Origin of the sequence: Nocardia sp. NPDC050412 (genome assembly GCF_044458825.1) — a bacterium.
Lineage (GTDB): Bacteria > Actinomycetota > Actinomycetes > Mycobacteriales > Mycobacteriaceae > Nocardia.
The window spans coordinates 41,795-60,233 of sequence record NZ_JBITIJ010000015.1 but is presented as its reverse complement, the minus strand read 5'-3'; the positions used below and the strand labels follow the sequence as shown (position 1 = coordinate 60,233).

2 protein-coding genes are annotated in these 18,439 nt (G+C 65.4%); both read right to left on the bottom strand.

Translation table 11 applies throughout. From position 1 onward, the window contains the following. Window positions 1-219: 219 nt before the first annotated feature. Window positions 220-897, bottom strand: a complete 678-nt coding sequence (locus tag ACIBI6_RS32985; RefSeq protein WP_364351767.1) for a DUF6875 domain-containing protein — start codon at window positions 895-897, stop codon at window positions 220-222. Further along, entirely contained in the window at window positions 894-18,035 is a 17,142-nt protein-coding gene (locus ACIBI6_RS32980; RefSeq protein ID WP_396958849.1) for an amino acid adenylation domain-containing protein, read from the bottom strand. The genes ACIBI6_RS32985 and ACIBI6_RS32980 overlap by 4 nt, the downstream gene beginning before the upstream one ends. Window positions 18,036-18,439 lie beyond the last annotated feature (404 nt).

The window sequence follows — 18,439 nt, the reverse complement described above, 5'->3', positions numbered from 1 at the left end:
GATTTCCGCACGCACAGCTAGCCGATCGTAATGCATGTGTATCGGCTTGCGGCACCGCGACGACCAGGGCGGGGCGTGGAGGTACAGGATCGCCGCAGCGTACGTCTCGTGCCGGTCGTCACGGTGCAGAGCACGAATCCGGTGGTCACCCGGACCGTTGCGGCCGCCGCGTTGCCGCACCTGCCGAGTTGACGAAGCACTGGTCCGTCGAACCCGACCTCAGTGAGTCTCGTCCGAGTCTTCGGTTGGCTGTATGAGTCGGTCGGACATGGTGCTGGTGATGAACTTGGGGATCGCTGGGGCGAATAGTTTGAGGTAGGAGTCTATCCATTCATGGCGGGAACTCAGGAATGGGAAGTCAGTGGGGGCCATATGACGAACGGCGAGCATGGGCAGTGGCGCGTCGAGTGCGGGGAAGGCCGGGTTGTGCAGCCCCGGGACGGTGCACCCCGGATAGAACTGACCCAGCATCAGACCCTTTTCAACGAACCGAGACTTCTGTTCATGTTGAATCGCGTCGATATCGGTGTATTCGGTGAGGTCCGGGAAGACCGCGAGCAGAGCCTTGAGCCTGGACTCGGGTTCGTCCCGGGGCTCCAAGGTGGGGAACAGGCTGAACAGATCGTCGATGACTGCCGTCAGCTGCTCGACATCGATGGAACGACCTTCGATGAATGCGGCCCACAGGAAATTGTTCGAGATGGCGCGGCTGGTGTATGGACAGACCGGGCCGGATCGACCGAGGTCGGGGTGCGGCCGACACAGATATTCGAGAGTCCACCTACGCAATTCGGCAGCACTGGGGTGCGAGCCGATTCGCGACGTCGGTGGATCGGGAGCGAACAGGTTGACTGGCTCGACGCCGGAACGTGTCCCGACGATTCGGTCGGTTCTCATGAGCGGCTTGTCCTTGCAGAGGTGGGGGGCTCTGGCGGGGTTCGGGATGAGCGGAAGTGCTCGGTGAGCACGAATCCGATCGCGCGCAGCGAGTCGGGCTCGATCATCCGTTCGTGTCGGACCGGAATGCGATGTTCGGTGATCCGGCCGGTGATGAGGTTGTTCCAAGCCAGGACCGGGGAGGGGCCGTCCGCTGTGTCGGCGGCAGCGCTGAAGTAGATCAGGTCACCGTCGAAGGGAGTCGGCCGGTGATTCCACGTGAGGTCGACGAGCCGGGCGTAGTCGTCGTGCAGGATCACCAGATGCTCGGGGGTCACCGCGGTGAACAGCCCGCCTTGCCGGTGTAGCAGTTCGGCTGCGGCCGCGGCGGTGATATCAGCCGGGCCCGGTGGCACGTCGAGGCCGGCGAACTCGGCGAGCAGCTCCGCGATCGTAGGAGTGGGCAAGCGGACGGTGCTCGCGGTGACGACGCGGGTATCCATCATGGCCAGGGTGGCGACGGTCTCACCGATGCCACGGAGTCGGACGGCGATCGCATGCGCGATGGTGCCGCCGAGCGAGTAGCCGAGCAGGTGGTACGGGCCGTGCGGTTGGACAGCCCGGATCTCTCGGACGTAGCGGGCGGCCAGCTGGTCGAGCGTCTCGAACTGCGCGGTGGCGTCACTGAATGCCGGGGATTGCAGACCGTACACGGGGTGGTCGAGGTCGAGGTGCTGCACGAGTCCGCTGAAACCCCAAGCCAATCCGATGGCGGGGTGGACGCAGAACAGTGGCGGCGCGTCCCCGGTGGCGCGCAGGGGGAGAACGACGGACAGCGCGTCGCCGGGGTCCTGCTCGTCGAAGCCGTAGCGGCCGAGGTCGATGCGGCGGGCCAGCGACTCGGGCGTCGGGTCGGTGAAGATCCACTGAACCGGCACGTTGACACCGGTCGACTCCGCCAGCCGCGCCACCAGCTCGGCCGCGGCAAGCGAGTTGCCACCGAGGGTGAAGAAGCCGTCGTCGAGGCCGACTCGCTCGAGGCCGAGGGTTCGGGTGAAGGCGTCGCACACGGTGGCCTCGAGTGCGGTGGACGGCGGCCGGAACCGAGCAGGTCGCCAGCGGGGTGTGGGCAGGGCTTTGTAATCGACTTTGCCGGTAGAGGTCAGGGCGATTCGGTCGACGATGAGAATGGCGGTGGGGATCATGTGTGTGGCCAGTCGCGTTGCGAGGTGTGCGGTCAGTGTGGCGGTGTCGGTCGTGGTGCCGGGAGTCGGCACGACATAGCCGACGAGCTGATTGCTGCCGTTGGGCCGGGTGTGGATCGTGACGGCGGCCTGGTCGACATCGGGGTGACCGCGGAGCGCGGCTTCGATATCACCGGGTTCGATGCGGTGGCCGTTGATCTCGAGCTGCAGGTCACTGCGACCCGAGAATCGCAGAGTTCGGTCGGTCGTCCAGCTGACCAGGTCGCCGGTCCGATACATGCGTGTCCCGGCAGGACCGTATGGGTCGGGGACGAATCGGGCTGCCGTGGTTGCGGGCTGCCGGTGGTAGCCGCGGGCGAGGCCCGGTCCGGACACGTACAGTTCGCCGACCACTCCGGCCGGGACCGGACGCAATCTGCGGTCGAGTACGACGGCGGTGAATCCGAGCACGGGCCCGCCGAATGTCGCCGGGCCGCCGCCCGTGGTTGTGGTCAAAGGAGCATGGCCGCAACTGACGATTGTGGTTTCGGTAGCCCCGTATGCGTTGAGCACGGTGCGGCCCGGCGTCCACTGTGCTGCCAGATCGGGCGGACAGGTCTCGCCGCCGAGGATCAGGGTGTCGAGGGTGTCGAGTTCGTCCGGGTGCAGTGATGCGAGCACGGTGGGAGTGACGGCGGCATGGGTCACGTGTTCGGCATTGATCAACTCGGTCAGTTCGGCGCCGGCGGCTACCGACGCGGGGGCGAGCACGAGGGTGGCACCGGCCGTGGTCGCGGTGAGCCATTCGAGGATCGAGACGTCGAAGGTCGGGGAGGCGGCGGCCAGCATCCGAGAGGCAGGGGTCAGGCCGAACCGCTCCCGTATTTCGGTGGCCAGGTTCGCTATCCCGGTATGGGTGACCACGACCCCTTTGGGGGTCCCGGTGGAGCCTGAGGTGTATATCAGGTAGGCCGGATGCTCAGGCCGTAACGGGGTCGCGCGCTCGGCGTCATCAATCGCTGTGGGGTCCGCCGCCGCCGTGGTCGCGTCGAAGGTGGGCTCGTCGAGGGCGAACCATCCGAGCGCATCCGATAGCCGATCCCGGTAGGTCTCGAGGGTCAGCCCCACGGCGGCACCGGAGTCGGTGAGGATGCGCGTGACCCGGTCGCGAGGATGGGCGGGGTCGATCTGGACGAACGCGCCGCCGGTCTTGGCGACCGCCCACACGGCGATGATGGCGTCGATCGAGCGCGGTAGCGCTACCGCGACTATCGCTTCCGGTCCAATCCCCATATCGATCAATGCCCGCGCCCACCGGTTGGAGGTTTCATCGAGTTCGCGGTACGACAGCCTTACACCGTTGCCGACCAGCGCTTCTGTACCCGGCGTCGTCGTGACCGCGTCCGACAACACCTGCGGCAACACCGACATCACCGTGCCGGGCCGACCGCGGACGGGCACCAGCGTGGCCTGCTCGACGGGCGACAGCAGCTGCAGTTCGGTCAGCGGGAGGTCGATATGCGTGGCGATGGCGTCGAGCACCCGCAGCACTCGGTCGGCGAGGGCGTCGATCTGCTGTCGAGTGAACAGTTCAGGCAGGTATTCGAAGCTCAGGTGCAGCCGAGTGTCGTGGTGAACGATCAGGCCGAGCGGATAGTGCGCGGCGTCACGTCCTTGGATGTCGAGGACGTGCATTCCGGCGATGTCGATGTCTTCGGACAGCCCGGTCCGGTCGACCGGGTAGGACTCGAAGACGGTCACGGTGTCGAACATCGCGCCGGGGCCGGCCACCTGCTGGATCCGGGCGAGTCCGAGATGGTGATGGTCGAGTAGCGCCGCTTGTTCGGTTTGGATTCGCCGCAGCAGTCGGGCGAGGCTTTCGCGGTGGTCGAGCCGGACCCGCACGGGCACGGTGTTGACGAACAGGCCGATCATCGATTCGATGCCGGGAAGCTGCGGCGGACGCCCGGAAACGGTCGTGCCGAAGACCACGTCTTCGCGGGTGGTCGCGTTGGCGAGCACGAGCGCCCAGGCCGCCTGGATGACGGTGTTGAGGGTGGCCTCTTGTTGGTTGGCCGCGGCGACCAGGGCCGCGGTGCGGTTCTGGTCGAGCTGCACCCGCACTTCGTGTCCGGCGGCGGTGGTCCGGCGGCCACGGTCCGCGGGGGCCAGCAGAGTCGGCTCGGCCACACCGTCGAGTGCTTGTGCCCACGCGGTTTCGGCCCCGGCCCGGTCCTGGTTGTTCAGCCACACCAGGTAATCGCGATAGGGACGCATCGGGGGCAGTGCCGAGGGGACGCTGTCGCCGGCGTAGAGGATCAGCAGTTCCCGAATCAGCAGTGGTGTGGACCAGCCGTCTATCAGGATGTGATGGATGCTCAACACCAGGCGGTACTGCTGGGGGGCGATGCTGATCAGCGTCAGGCGTAGCAGTGGCGCCGAGGCCACGTCGAAATGGCGGTCGCTTTCCATGACCTGTTCGAGTGCGGCAGCGATGTCGTCGCGCTCGGCCAAGTCGACTTCGGCGAACGGCACCTCGACATGCCGGTACACCACCTGGACCGGCTCGTGGGCGCCGTCGCGCACGAATGCGGTCCGTAGGTTCGGGTGCCGTCCGAGGAGAGTTTGCGCGGCGCGGCGCAGCCGGTCCGCGTCGACGTGTCCGCCGAGTTCCACACAGAGTTGCACGATGTAGGCGTCGAGTGCGCCGTCGGCGAGCTGGGCGTGGAACAGCAGCCCTGCCTGCAGCGGCGTGAGCGGCCAGATGTCGTCCAATGCATGATGTCGGGTCTCCAGCCGGTCGATCGCGGCCTGGTCGAGGTCGACGAGGCCGATATCGGAGGGCGTCAGCCCGCCGACACCGGGCCGGGACGCGTGCGCGGCGAGAGCCGTCACGGCGTCGCGCCACAGTTCGGCGAGGTCGGTGACTTCGGCGGAGGTGAGCACGCCGGTCGGGTAATCCCAGGCGGCGGTCAGGGCGGGGCCGTCCGATGTATCCGCGGTGGCCGCGTTGACGCCGAGCACGGCTGCCGCGGACGCGTCGGGATTCTGGCTTCCGCCGCCGTCGGTTGCGGCACCGGCGGGCATCCATCCGCTGTCGCGCAACTGCGCGGGAATGGTGTCGAAACGACCGAGATAGTTGAAGCTCACCTGCGGGGTCGGCAGCGCACGCAGGATGGGGCCGGTATCCGCGTTGAGGTAGCGCAGCAGCCCGTAGCCGATCCCGCGATCGGGGATCGCGCGGAGTTGTTCCTTGACCGATTTGACGACCGCCGCCGCGGCAGCGCCCGCTGCGAACGCGTCGTCGACGTCGATACCGGACAGGTCGAGCCGCACCGGGTAGGTGGTGGTGAACCATCCGACCGTGCGGGTGAGGTCGGCGCCGGGCAGCACCGTGTCGTGCCGACCGTGGCTTTCGAGGGTGAGCAGCGTTTCGGTCACGTTGTCGCCGTGCCGGCGCCGCCATCGCGTCAGTGCCAGAGCGAGTCCGGCTATGAGGGCGTCGTCCACACTGCCGCGGAATATCCGGGGCAGTGTGGTGAGCACGGCGCGGGTCACCGAGGTCGGCAGCGTCACCTCGACAGTGGCGACCGTCGCTTGCACGTCCACCTCCGGGTCGAGCGGGCGGGCACCGATCGCCGGATCAGCGGTACCGAGGGTGGATCGCCACCAGTCGAGTTCATCGAGGCGCTCGGCCGCGGTGCTGAGGCCGTACGCCCAGCGTCGCATCGAGGTGCCGACGGGCGCGAGCCGCGGCCGTTGCCCGGCACTGACCTGGGCCCATGCCGAGGCGAGGTCCGGAATCAGAATTCTCCACGACACACCATCGACGACCAGGTGGTGTGCGACGACGAGCAGGCGTCCCGGCCGTTCGGCCCAGTCGAACCAGACCAGCTGCAGCACGATTCCGCTGCCGGGGTCGAGGCGTTCGGCGGCCGCGTTCGCCTCGGCGGCGGCGATCGCGGCGAAGGCGGCGCTGTCCGGTGCCGCTTGCACCGACACGCGCCGGATCAGCCCGGCGGCGGTCATCGCGGCCGGCCGCACCTGCAATATCCACCCGGACGGGTGCGTGGGTTCCGGACGCACTCGGGCCCGCAGCATGTCGTGGTGATCGATCACCGCTTGAACAGTGGCCCCGATCCCGGTCATGTCTATGCCGCTCGGCAGCGTGAGCATCACCCACTGGCAGAAACGGTCGAACCCGCCACGCTCGAACATCCAACACATGATCGGTGTCAGTGGTACCGGTCCCACGCCTGCTCCTGGGAGTTCCGTCGGGAGGGGGACCGCCTTCGTGCTGTCCCGGCCCGCGACCTGAGCCAGTCCGGCGACCGTCTTCCGCTCGAACACCTCCCGCGTGGAGAACACCAGACCTGCTGCCCGGGCTCGGGTTACCAACTGGATCGACATGATGCTGTCGCCGCCCAGGGCGAAGAACGAGTCATCGAGACCGACCGTGTCGACGCCCAATACCTCGGCGAACAGTCCGGCCAGGGTTGTCTCCACGTCGGTGATCGGCGCTCGGAATTCGGCTCGACCCGTAGTGAAGTCCGGCTCGGGTAGCGCGGCGCGGTCGAGCTTGCCATTCTGGGTCACCGGCAGCGTGTCGAGCACCACGATGGCCGCGGGCACCATGTACGAGGCCAGCCGCTGGCCGGCGAAAGCGAGGACCGCGGCCGGGGCGAGGTCGACGCCGGGCTCGGGCACCACGTACCCCACCAACCGGTCACCGGCGGGGCTCCGGTGGATGGTCGCGGCCGCGCGCGCCACACCGGAGGCCAGCAAACCCGATTCGACCTCGCCGAGCTCGATGCGGAAACCACGGAGCTTGACCTGGAAGTCGGCCCTACCCACGTAGTCGAGCGCCAGCTTCCCCTGCGGTAGCCGCAGCCACCGCGCCAGGTCACCGGTCCGATACATGCGCTGTCCCGGCTCCGCGAACGGATCGGCGACGAACCGCGCCGCCGTCAGCCCCATTCGGTTGCGGTAACCACGAGCCAGCGCGGGACCCGTGAGATACAGCTCGCCGACGACTCCGACGGGCACCGGCCGCAACCAGGCGTCCAGCACGACCTGCCCGACCCCGCGGATAGGTTCGCCGACCGTTACCGGCTCGCCTGCCACCAGCGGCGCACTGGCGTCGGTCAGGATGGTGGCCTCTGCCGGACCGTAGGTGTTGAACAATCTCCGGCCCGGCGCCCACCGTGACACCAGGTCCGGTGGTGGCGCTTCACCACCGAGCACGACGGTCTCGAGGTTCTCCAGACCGACGGGGTCGACCGTCGCCAAGGCCGTCGGCGTCATCGCGGCGTGGGTCACCCGCTCACTCGACAGGATCCGCGCGAGCTCGTTCCCGCCGTAGACACTCGGCGGTGCGATCACCAGCCGGCCACCCGAGGTGAACGCCCAGAGCATTTCCAGGACCGCCGCATCGAAACTCGGCGACGCGACATGCAGTACCCGCGCGCCGGGCTCGATATCGAACCGCGAACATTGCTCGGCCACCAGATCAGCCAACCCTTGGTGCGAAACCACCACCCCTTTGGGCACACCCGTCGAACCGGAGGTGTAGATCAGGTACGCCGCATGGTCGAGCCGGATCGGCCTTGTTCGCTCCGCATCGGTCACCGGTGCCGCGGACGCCTCGCCTTCGGCCGCAGCCTCGTCGAGGAGCAACCACGGCACCGATCCCGGCAATTGATACCGCCACTGGGACAAGGTGATTCCCACCGCCACGCCCGAATCGATGAGCATGTGTTCGATCCGGCCGGTCGGATACTGCGGGTCTACCGGCACGAATGCCGCCCCTGACTTCGCCACCGCCCATACCGCGAGCACCGACTCGACCGATCGCGGCAGGCCCACCGCGACAGTGGCCTCCGGCCCCACACCCCGAGCGATCAGCAACCGTGCCAACCGATTCGACTGGGCATCGAGCTCGCCGTAGGTCCACCGCCGATCCTCGTACACCACCGCGACCGCCCCGGGATCTCGCTCGGCCGTCGCCGTCAACAGCTCCGGCAACACTCGCCCCGGCACCGCGGGGGAGCCCGACACCGGTGTCAACTCCCGGTATTCCGCGGCGGAGAGCAGGTTCAGGCGGGCCAGCGGTAGATCCGGGTCGGTTGCGACGACGCCGAGCACGCGCTGGACTCGCCGCAGGGTTGCGTTCATAGTTTCGTGGTCGAACAGTTCGGGCAGGTACTTGATCTTCAGGTGCAGTCGGGTATCGACCTGTGCGACCAATCCCAGCGGATAGTGCGCGCCGTCCATGCCCGAGACGTCGACTACTCGCATGCCCGCGATATCGGTGTCCGCCGTCAGCCCGAAACGGTCGATCGGGAACGACTCGAACACTGTCATCGTGTCGAACACCGCCCCAGGCCCGGCCACCCGCTCGATTTCGGTGAGGCCGACGAACTGGTGGTCGAGCAGGGCCGTCTGTTCGGTCTGGATTCGGTCTAGCAGCTGTCCGAGGGTTTCGTCGGGGTTCAGACGGACGTGCACCGGCACCGTGTTGATGAACAGTCCGATCATCGATTCGATGCCCGTGATCCGCGGGGACCGTCCGGAGACCACGGCACCGAACGTCACGTTGTCCCGAGAGGTCAACGTGCCCAACACGATTGCCCATGCCAGCTGGATCACGGTGTTGAGGGTGACGCCACGGGCCCTTGCGAGGCTCGTCAGCGCCGTGGTCTGCTCCTCGGTCAGCTCGCCGAGCACATCGCGGGATTCGGTGTAGCGGCGGGTGGGATCGGCTTGCGCCACCAGGGTCGGCTCCTCGGCACCCTCGAACGCGCGGGCCCAGGCATCGAGCGCCGCGGCCGGGTCCTGCCCGGCGATCCAGGCCAGGAAGTCCCGGTAGGGGCGGACGTCGGGCAGCATCGCGGCATCGCCGTTGGTGGCGTAGAGCACCAGCAACTCCTTCAGGAGCAGCGGCGTCGACCAGCCGTCGAGCAGCAGGTGATGATTGGTCAGGACCAGTCGGTAGCGCTGCGGCCCGGTGGTGACGAGCATCCAGCGCAGCAGGGGGGCGCGAGCGGGATCGAACCTGGTTGCCCGGTCCGCCGCCAAGAGCAGCTCCCACTCGCGATCGCGTGCACTGTCATCGAGCCCGGACAGGTCGAGCTCCGACCAGGCGGCTTCGACATCGTGCTGGATCACCTGCACCGGCCCGACATCGGCGTCGAAGGCGGTGCGCAGATTCGCATGCCGGTCCAGCAGCACTTGTCCGGCTCGGCGCAGCCGCTCCGAATCGACTTGTCCGCGCAGTTCGAGGACCAGCTGGGTCAAGTAGGCGTCCACCGACTCCACCGACACCAACGCGTGGAACAGCAACCCCTCCTGCAACGGCGTCAGTGGCCAGATGTCGCTCAACGCCGGATACCTGTTCTCGAGTCGCTCGATTTCGGCCTGCCCGAGCCTGACCAGATCGAGATCCGATGGTGTCCGTCCCCCGCCCCCGGCATTGCGGGCATGGTTCGCCAATGCGGTCAATGCCCGGCACCACGACTGCGCCACCGCGGACACCTCGTCCGCGGTGAGAACCTCGGCGGGATAGGACCAGATGGCCCGCAACCGCGGCCCTTCTCCGTCGTCGCGGGTGCAGGCTTCGATGTCGAGCACCGCCGACACCGGCATATCCGGATTCCGCGCACCGACGATTTCGCCGCCGTCCACCGGCAGCCATCCGACCGCCGGAACCCCTTCGGGAATCCCGGTGGAGACGCCGCCGAGGTAGTTGAATCCGATCTGCGGCGTCGGCTGCGCAGCGAGTGTCGAGCGGGTGTCGTCGTTGAGGTACCGGAGCAAGCCGTAGCCGATCCCGTGGTCGGGGATGGCGAGCAGTTGTTCCTTGACGGACTTGACCGCTGCGCCCATGGCCGGACCGCCCGCGCACGCGTCGTCGATATCGATCCCCGCCAGATCCAAACGCACCGGATAACTCGTGGTGAACCAGCCGACCGTCCGGGTCAGGTCCGAGCCCGCGACGACGTCTTCCTGGCGACCGTGCCCTTGGAGACCGATCACCATATCCGTCAGCGCCGCGGTCTCCGGTTCCCGTTCGCGCCGCCACTTCGTCACCGCCACCGCCAGCGCGGCCAGCAGTCCATCGCCCACCCCGCCGTGGAACGTCGCGGGCACCTCGGTCAACAGCGTCTCGGTCATCTCGGGGGACAGCTCGATCTCGACCGTCCGAGCGGTGGCCGCAACGTCGATCGCGGGGTCGAGGGTTCGCGACCCGATCATCGGATCGGGCCCGTCGGCGGTTGCTCGCCACAGTTCGAGCTCAGCGGTGCGTTCCGGCTGTTGTGCCGCCTCGACCAGCCCATAGGACCACCTGCGCATCGACGTCCCGACCGGGGCCAGATCGGGTGGCTCGCCGGATTCGATCCGCGCCCACGCGACCGCGAGGTCGGCCACCAGCACTCGCCAGGAAGCCGTATCGATCACCGAATGATGCACCAGCACCAGGACTCGGCCCGGTTCCGCCGTGTGCACCGGATCGAACCAGACCACCTGCAGCACGATCCCGGCGTACGGATCGAGCCGGTCGGCAGCGGAAGTCGATTCCGCCGCCGCCGATGTCGGGAACTCGGTGCTGGCTTGTATCGGCACCCGGTGGATGACGTCGTCGGCGCGAATCGTTCCTATCGGCAGCACATCCCACGCTCTGCGCCCGTCGTCGTACGAGAGCCGTGCACGCAGCATGTCGTGCCGATCGAGTACCGCCTGCACGGTGTTCGCCAGCCGCTGCCGGTCGATTCCCCTCGGCAGATTCAGCATCATCGCCTGCGAGTAGCGGCCGAACTTCGACTCGGTCCGTTCGAGTAGCCGTCGCATGCTCGGTGTCAGCGGTACCGGTCCCACACCTGCGCCGGGCAGTTCCGTCACAAGGGACGTCGCGGTGCCGTCGCGGACCGCGACCTCGGCCAGTTCGGCGACCGTCTTTCGCTCGAACACATCGCGTGCGGAGAACGCCACACCGGCTGCCCTGGCTCGGGCAACCAACTGGATCGACATGATGCTGTCGCCGCCGAGGGCGAAGAAGGAGTCGTCGAGACCGATTGTGTCGATGCCGAGTACGTCGGTGAATGCTTGGGTGATGGTGTGTTCGGTTGGTGTTCGGGGTGCTCGGAAGGGTTTGTGGTCGGTGAAGATTGGTTTGGGTAGTGCTTTTCGGTCGAGTTTGCCGGTTGGTGTCAATGGGATGTGGTCCAGGACCGTGATCGAGGTTGGGACCATGTAGGACGGTAGGTGGTCGGTGAGGTATTGGGTGAGGGTTGTGGTGTCGATGGTGTGGTCGGGTGTGGCGAGGACGTATGAGATGAGTGTTTGGGTTCCGGTGTTGTTGTGGTGGCCGATGGTGGTGGCGTAGGCGACGGTTTCGTGGGTGGTGAGTGTGGTGTCGATTTCGCCGAGTTCGATGCGTAGGCCGCGGATTTTCACTTGGAAGTCGGATCGGCCGAGGTGTTGGATTGTGCGGTTGGTGGTCCAGCGGACGATGTCGCCGGTGCGGTACATGCGTCGGCTGGGTATCCAGGGGCAGGCTACGAATCGTTCGGCCGTCACATTTGTTCGATGGTGGTATCCACGGGCCAGCAAATCGCCGGCGACATACAATTCGCCGGCTACACCAACGGGTACCGGTTGCAGCCGTTGATCCAACACCCATGCCGAGACACCACGGATCGGGTGGCCGATCGTGACCAGCTTTCCGGCCGCCAAGACGGCCCGCGTCGCAGTGACGGTGGTTTCGGTTGGACCGTAGTCGTTGCACAGCTTCCGGTCGCTGCCCCAGCGTTCGACCACCTCACTGCCGTAATTCTCACCGCCGACGATCAGGTGTCCCAGATCCGGTAGTGGCCAGCGGGTGTGGTCGATGGTGGACAGTACCGACGGTGAAATGAGGGCGTGGCTGATGTGTTCGCGTTCGAGCAGTGCGGCGAGTTCATCCCCGCCGTAGACGTCGGTGGGTGCGACGACCATGGCCGCGCCGACGGGCAGGGGCAGCAGCATTTCCAGTACCGATACATCGAAGCTGGGTGATGCCAGATGCAGTGTGCGAGAGCTGCGTTCGATCCCCATCAGGTCTTTGTTCGCGGTGGCGCAGTTGCGGAGTCCGCGGTGGGTGACCGCTACGCCTTTGGGGAGTCCGGTTGAGCCGGAGGTGTAGATGACGTAGGCGATATCGTCGATCCGCACGGGACGAACCCGGTCGCTGTCAATGATCGGACTGCGGTCGGTCTCGTCGAGGTCGTCCAGTATCAACCAATCGGTGTCGTCGGGTAACTGCGCCCGTACGGACGCGGTCGTAATGCCGATGGCCGCATTGGAATCGGTCATCATGTGGGTGATGCGCTCAGCCGGATAGGTCGGGTCGATCGGCAGAAAAGCAGCCCCCGACTTCGCGACCGCCCAAACCGAGAGCACCGAGTCCGCCGAACGTGGAATACCAATCGCAACAACATCTTCCGGCCCGATACCACACCCGATAAGCCGCCGCGCCAACCAATTGGAGCGTTCGTCGAGCTCCCGATAACTCAAACCCTGACCACCACAAACGATCGCAGTAGCATCCGGATCCAGTGCGACCGCCGCCGTCAACAAATCAGGCAACGTGGCAGGCGATGCCGAAGACGCGCCGGAGCGAGTCAACAGATCAGCCCGCTCGGCAGGTTCGAGGACATCGATCACCCCGACAGCAACAGTCGCATCGGCGGTTACCGATTCCAGAATCCGAATCCACCGACGCACAACAGAATCGATCGTCGCGGGATCGAACAAATCCGTCGCATAAGTGACCGCGACAGTCATATCGCCGCTGTCATGGTTTTCCGACAGGATGAATTGCAGGTCGAACCGGGAGACCTCGTTGGGCAGATCGACCATCGAGAGCTCGAGATCGGGGAGCCGCAGCGCTACCGGTTCCAGGTTCTGGAACGCCAGCATCACCTGGAACAGCGGGTGTCGTGCTTGGGACCGCTGTACGACGAGTTTGTCCACCAGCTGCTCGAACGGAACATCGGCGTGTTCGAAGGCGTCCAGATCGGTTTGTTTGATCCGGCCGAGCAGATCGGTGAAGGATTCGTCGAGATCGATCTCGGTCCGCAGTACCAGGGTGTTGACGAACATGCCGATCATGTCGTCGAGTGCGGCTATTCCGCGCCCGGCGATCGGTGTGCCGATCGGAATGTCGGTGGTGCCGCTCAACCGGGCGAGCAGCACCGCCAATGTGCCGTGGATCGCCATGAACAGTGACGAATTATGCTGCCGCGCAAACCGTTCCAATGCCCGCACCAAACCGGCGGGCACCGAGTAATCGACCGTGGCGCCTCGATTCGACAGCACCACCGGCCGCGGCCGGTCGAACGGCAGACGGAGTTCCTCGGCAACGCCGTCCAGAGCCTCGGTCCAGTATCGGATCTGTTCGGCGCCCAGCGATTCCGGATCGCCGGGCGCGCCGAGGATGGCTCGTTGCCACAGTGCGTAGTCCGCGTACTGGACCGGTAGTGGTGCCCACGCTGGGGCCGCCCCGCGGATCCGGGCGGCATAAGCGGTCGTCACGTCGCGCGCCAGCGGCGTCATGGAGAAGCCATCCGCGGCGATGTGGTGCACCACGACGGCCAGTACGTATTCCGGTTGCGTGCCCCCGACAATGCGGAACAACCGGGCACGCGCGGGCGCCTGGGTGGTCACATCGAAGCCTTCGGCGACGAATTCGGTTACCGTCTCGACCAACTGGCTCGGCGCGACCGGCACCACGATCAGTTCGCGGTCCACGTTCTCGACGGGCTCGATCAGTTGGATCAGCGTTCCGTTGAGATCCGGGTACCGCGTTCGCAACGACTCGTGCCTACCCAGCACGTCGATAACCGCCGAGTGCAGGGCGTCGACGTTCAAGTCGCCACGCAGCCGAATGGCGATCGGCATGTTGTATGCACCCGACGCGGTGTCGTACTGATTGAAGAACCACATCCGTTGTTGGGCTGGCGCCAACGGCACGAGATCGGGGCGCGGCCCGGCGATCAGCGGTGGGCGTCTGCGCCCTGTACCGGCATGCTGCTCTATGCGAGTGGTGAGTTCCGCGACTGTGGAAGCCTCGAACAACAGTCGCACCGGAATCTCGGCATCCAATGCGGCCCCGAGTCGCGCCGCGACGCGGGTCGCGACCAAGCTGTCGCCGCCGAGGGCGAAGAAGGAGTCGTCGAGACCGATTGTGTCGATGCCGAGTACGTCGGTGAATGCTTGGGTGATGGTGTGTTCGGTTGGTGTTCGGGGTGCTCGGAAGGGTTTGTGGTCGGTGAAGATTGGTTTGGGTAGTGCTTTTCGGTCGAGTTTGCCGGTTGGTGTCAATGGGATGTGGTCCAGGACCGTGATCGAGGTTGGGACCATGTAGGACGGTAGGTGGTCGGTGAGGTATTGGGTGAGGGTTGTGGTGTCGATGGTGTGGTCGGGTGTGGCGAGGACGTATGAGATGAGTGTTTGGGTTCCGGTGTTGTTGTGGTGGCCGATGGTGGTGGCGTAGGCGACGGTTTCGTGGGTGGTGAGTGTGGTGTCGATTTCGCCGAGTTCGATGCGTAGGCCGCGGATTTTCACTTGGAAGTCGGATCGGCCGAGGTGTTGGATTGTGCGGTTGGTGGTCCAGCGGACGATGTCGCCGGTGCGGTACATGCGTCGGCTGGGTATCCAGGGGCAGGCTACGAATCGTTCGGCCGTCACATTTGTTCGATGGTGGTATCCACGGGCCAGCAAATCGCCGGCGACATACAATTCGCCGGCTACACCAACGGGTACCGGTTGCAGCCGTTGATCCAACACCCATGCCGAGACACCACGGATCGGCCTACCGATCGTGACCAGCTCGCCCACTGTCAGCGAGGCGCTCAGCGTCGTGGAAATGGTGGTTTCGCTTGGTCCGTATTCGTTGAGCACGACACGGTCACCGCCCCAGCGTTCGACCACCTCACTGCCGTAATCCTCGCCGCCGACCATCAGATACTTCAGATCCGGTAGTGGCCAGCGGGTGTGGTCGATGGTGGACAGTACCGACGGTGAAATGAGGAGGTGGCTGATGTGTTCGCGTTCGAGCAGTGCGGCGAGTTCATCCCCGCCGTAGACGTCGGTGGGTGCGACGACCATGGCCGCGCCGGCAGCCAGCGGCATCAGCAACTCGAGTACTGATACGTCGAAGCTGGGTGATGCCAGATGTAGCGCGCGGGAGCTGGGTTCGATGCCCATGGCAGCCCGGTGAGCCGCGGCGCAGTTGCCGAGTCCGCGGTGGGTGACCGCTACGCCTTTGGGGAGTCCGGTTGAGCCGGAGGTGTAGATGACGTAGGCGATATCGTCGATCCGCAAGGGACGAACACGATCGCTGTCAGTGACGGGCCGGTTGTCATCGGTGTTGGGCCGGTCGCCGGAAGTATCGAGATTGTCCGATATCAGCCAGTCCATATTGTCGGGTAGTTGCGCGTGTACGGATGCGGTTGTAATGCCGATGGCCGCTTTTGAATCGGTCATCATGTGGGTGATGCGTTCGGTCGGGTAGGTCGGGTCGATCGGCAGGAAAGCGGCCCCCGATTTGGCGATGGCCCATACCGCGAGTACCGAGTCCACCGAGCGTGGAATGCCGATGGCGACGATGTCTTCGGGTCCGATGCCGCGCTCGATGAGCTGTCGTGCCAACTGGTTGGAGTGTTCGTCGAGCTCTCGATAGCTCAGTTGTTGTCCGTCGTAGACGATCGCGGTGGCGTCGGGATGGAGTGTGGCTGCTGCCGCCAGCAGATCGGGCAGCGTGGTAGGGGTTGTGGAAGGCGCGCCGGAGCGGGTCAGCAGGTCGGCTCGCTCGACGGGTTCGAGTACGTCGATGACTCCGACGGGAATGGATGGATCGGTCGTTATCGATTCCAGAATCCGAATCCACCGATGCGCAAGAGAATCGATGGTCGCGGCGTCGAACAGAGCCGTGGCGTAGGTGACCGTGACGGTCATATCGCCGCTGTCATGGTTTTCCGACACCAGGAACTGCAGCTCGAAGCGAGACGCCTCTTCGAGAAGATCGATCCCCGACGTCTCGAGAGCGGATTCCGGATTCCGCAACGCCAGCATCACCTGAAGCAGCGACTGCCGGGACCGAGACCGCTGCGGAACGAGTTCGTCCAGCACCTGCTCGAACGGAACATCGGCGTGTTCGAAGGCGTCCAGATCGGTTTGTTCGACACGACCGAGCAGGTCGGTGAACGATTCATCGAGATCAATCTCGGTCCGTAGCACCAGAGTATCGACGAATCCGTCGGCGGCATCGTCGCGCGTGGCGATCGGTGTGCCGATCGGAATGTCGGTGGTGCCGCTCAACCGGGCGAGCAGCACCGCCAATGTGGCGTGGATCGTCGTGAACAGTGACGAATTATGCTGCCGCGCGTACCGTTGCAACGCCGAAACCAGATCGGCACGCAACGGGTACCGCGCGGTGGTGCCTCGCTTCGACAGCGCCGCCCGCCGTGGCCGGTCGAACGGCAGGCGAAGCTCTTCGGGAAGGTCCGCGAGCGCGGCTCGCCAGAACGCCAGATTCTCACGGCGACGCTTGATCCGGGCACCCGCACGGGCGCTGTCGGGGTGAACCTGCTCGAGAGCAGTGTCCGGCGCGGCGGCGAATGCGTCGAGGAACTCCCCGAATCTGGTGCAGTGCGCCGAGAGTTCGGCGTCGGTATAGAGGTTGGGATTAGCAAGGAAGTGCAGGATCGTCCGTGGCGGATCCCCGGTTTGATACAGGTCGATCAGCAAGTCGTCGACCGGCCCCGAGCTGAGGATATGGACTTCCCCGGTCATTGATCCGAACCGGATCTCCTGATAGAAGAACATGACATTCACTACCGGGCCCGCGAAACGCCGCTGCCCGCCGTGGTATCCGGCGGCGGCACGGATATCGGTTAGGCCGAACCGCTGGTGCCGCAACGCCCCCACCAGATCGGACTGCACCCGCCGCGTAACTGTCGCCACGGTGTCGCCCGAATCCAGCAGGAGCGGAAGGGGTGCGACATTGACGAACATCCCGCCGGAGCGCCGCAGTACGGCGTTGGTGCGACCCGAAACGGGAATATTGACCATGACCTCGTCGCGGCCGGTCATCCGGGCCAGGTAGCAGCCGAACGCGGCGATTACCACCGCGGCCGGGCTCGCGTTCAAGGCTTTCGCGGAATGATCGATCCGCTCCACCGTCTCCGGCGAAAGTTCGGCGGTTGTAACCGTGCTGTCCGCGCGGGCAGGTGCGTGCCCGTCGACCAGACTGGACTCGTCCCCGGCGTCGGCGAGTCTGTTCAGCCAGTATTCCTGATCGTCGGCGAACCGCTTGGACTCCCGATAGTCGCGGTCGGCCTGGTACAGGGTGCGTACGTCCGCCGCCCGGTTCGGTTCCGCCGTCCGTCCCCGCCCCGCCGCCGTGTACAGCGCCGCGATGCGGTTCACGATCATCATTCCGGCATAGCCGTCCAACGCGACGTGGTGGATTCTGGTGTACAGCAGGTAATGCCGGTCCCCTACCTGCACAATCGCGGTTCCCACCAACCGGTCCCGCGTCATGTCGAGGGGTGTGGTGTACTCGCGACGCATCCACTCCAAGCCCGCAGCAACGGGATCTGGTGCACCGCGTACATCGATCACAGGCCCCGCGTACTCGAGCGACGGGTCGAAGAACTGATACGGCTCGCCGTCGACCTCTACCAGCCGCAGGTATCCGGACTGGAACTCGTGGCCTGCTCGAATCGACACCTCGCGCAGGAGATCGACATCGAGGTCTCCACGCAAGTCGATGTACTGTGCCTCGGATATCGGCACATCCGGACTCAACTTCTGCGCCAGCCATAACCCGCGCTGCCCAGCGGACAGCGGCACATGCGCTATTGCTGACACGTCCGGCTCGGTAACGCCGCTCGATCCCTCGTCGGGATGTAGCGGTGGTCGCAGAACAGTCATTGAACTTTCCTCTATTCCCGACCACGGCCCAGTCTAAGCTGATTAGTTTGCTATGCAAACCCGGTTTTCGAAATCCGCATCGCGAAATGCTCACCGTATTCATAAGGGTGACAGGGGATGATCTAGATTTTCATCGAGAGCGTTAACCTGGAGGTCGGCCGACCGAATGTATCGCTGTGTGACGCAGGGCCTTCGGTGCTCGATCCGATGACCGAATGCCCTAGCCAGCGATGGTGTATGGCGTATATATAAACGGGCGAAACGTGATTCGAGATGCACAAAACGATATATATTCTGCCGGGGTTGTTAACATAAGGCAGCGGCGTTGCGATGGCCATTTCGTCCGAAATTGGTGATCCGGTCCGTGGAATCGCCGCCCTGATGTCTCACCGGCGCGGCGGTAG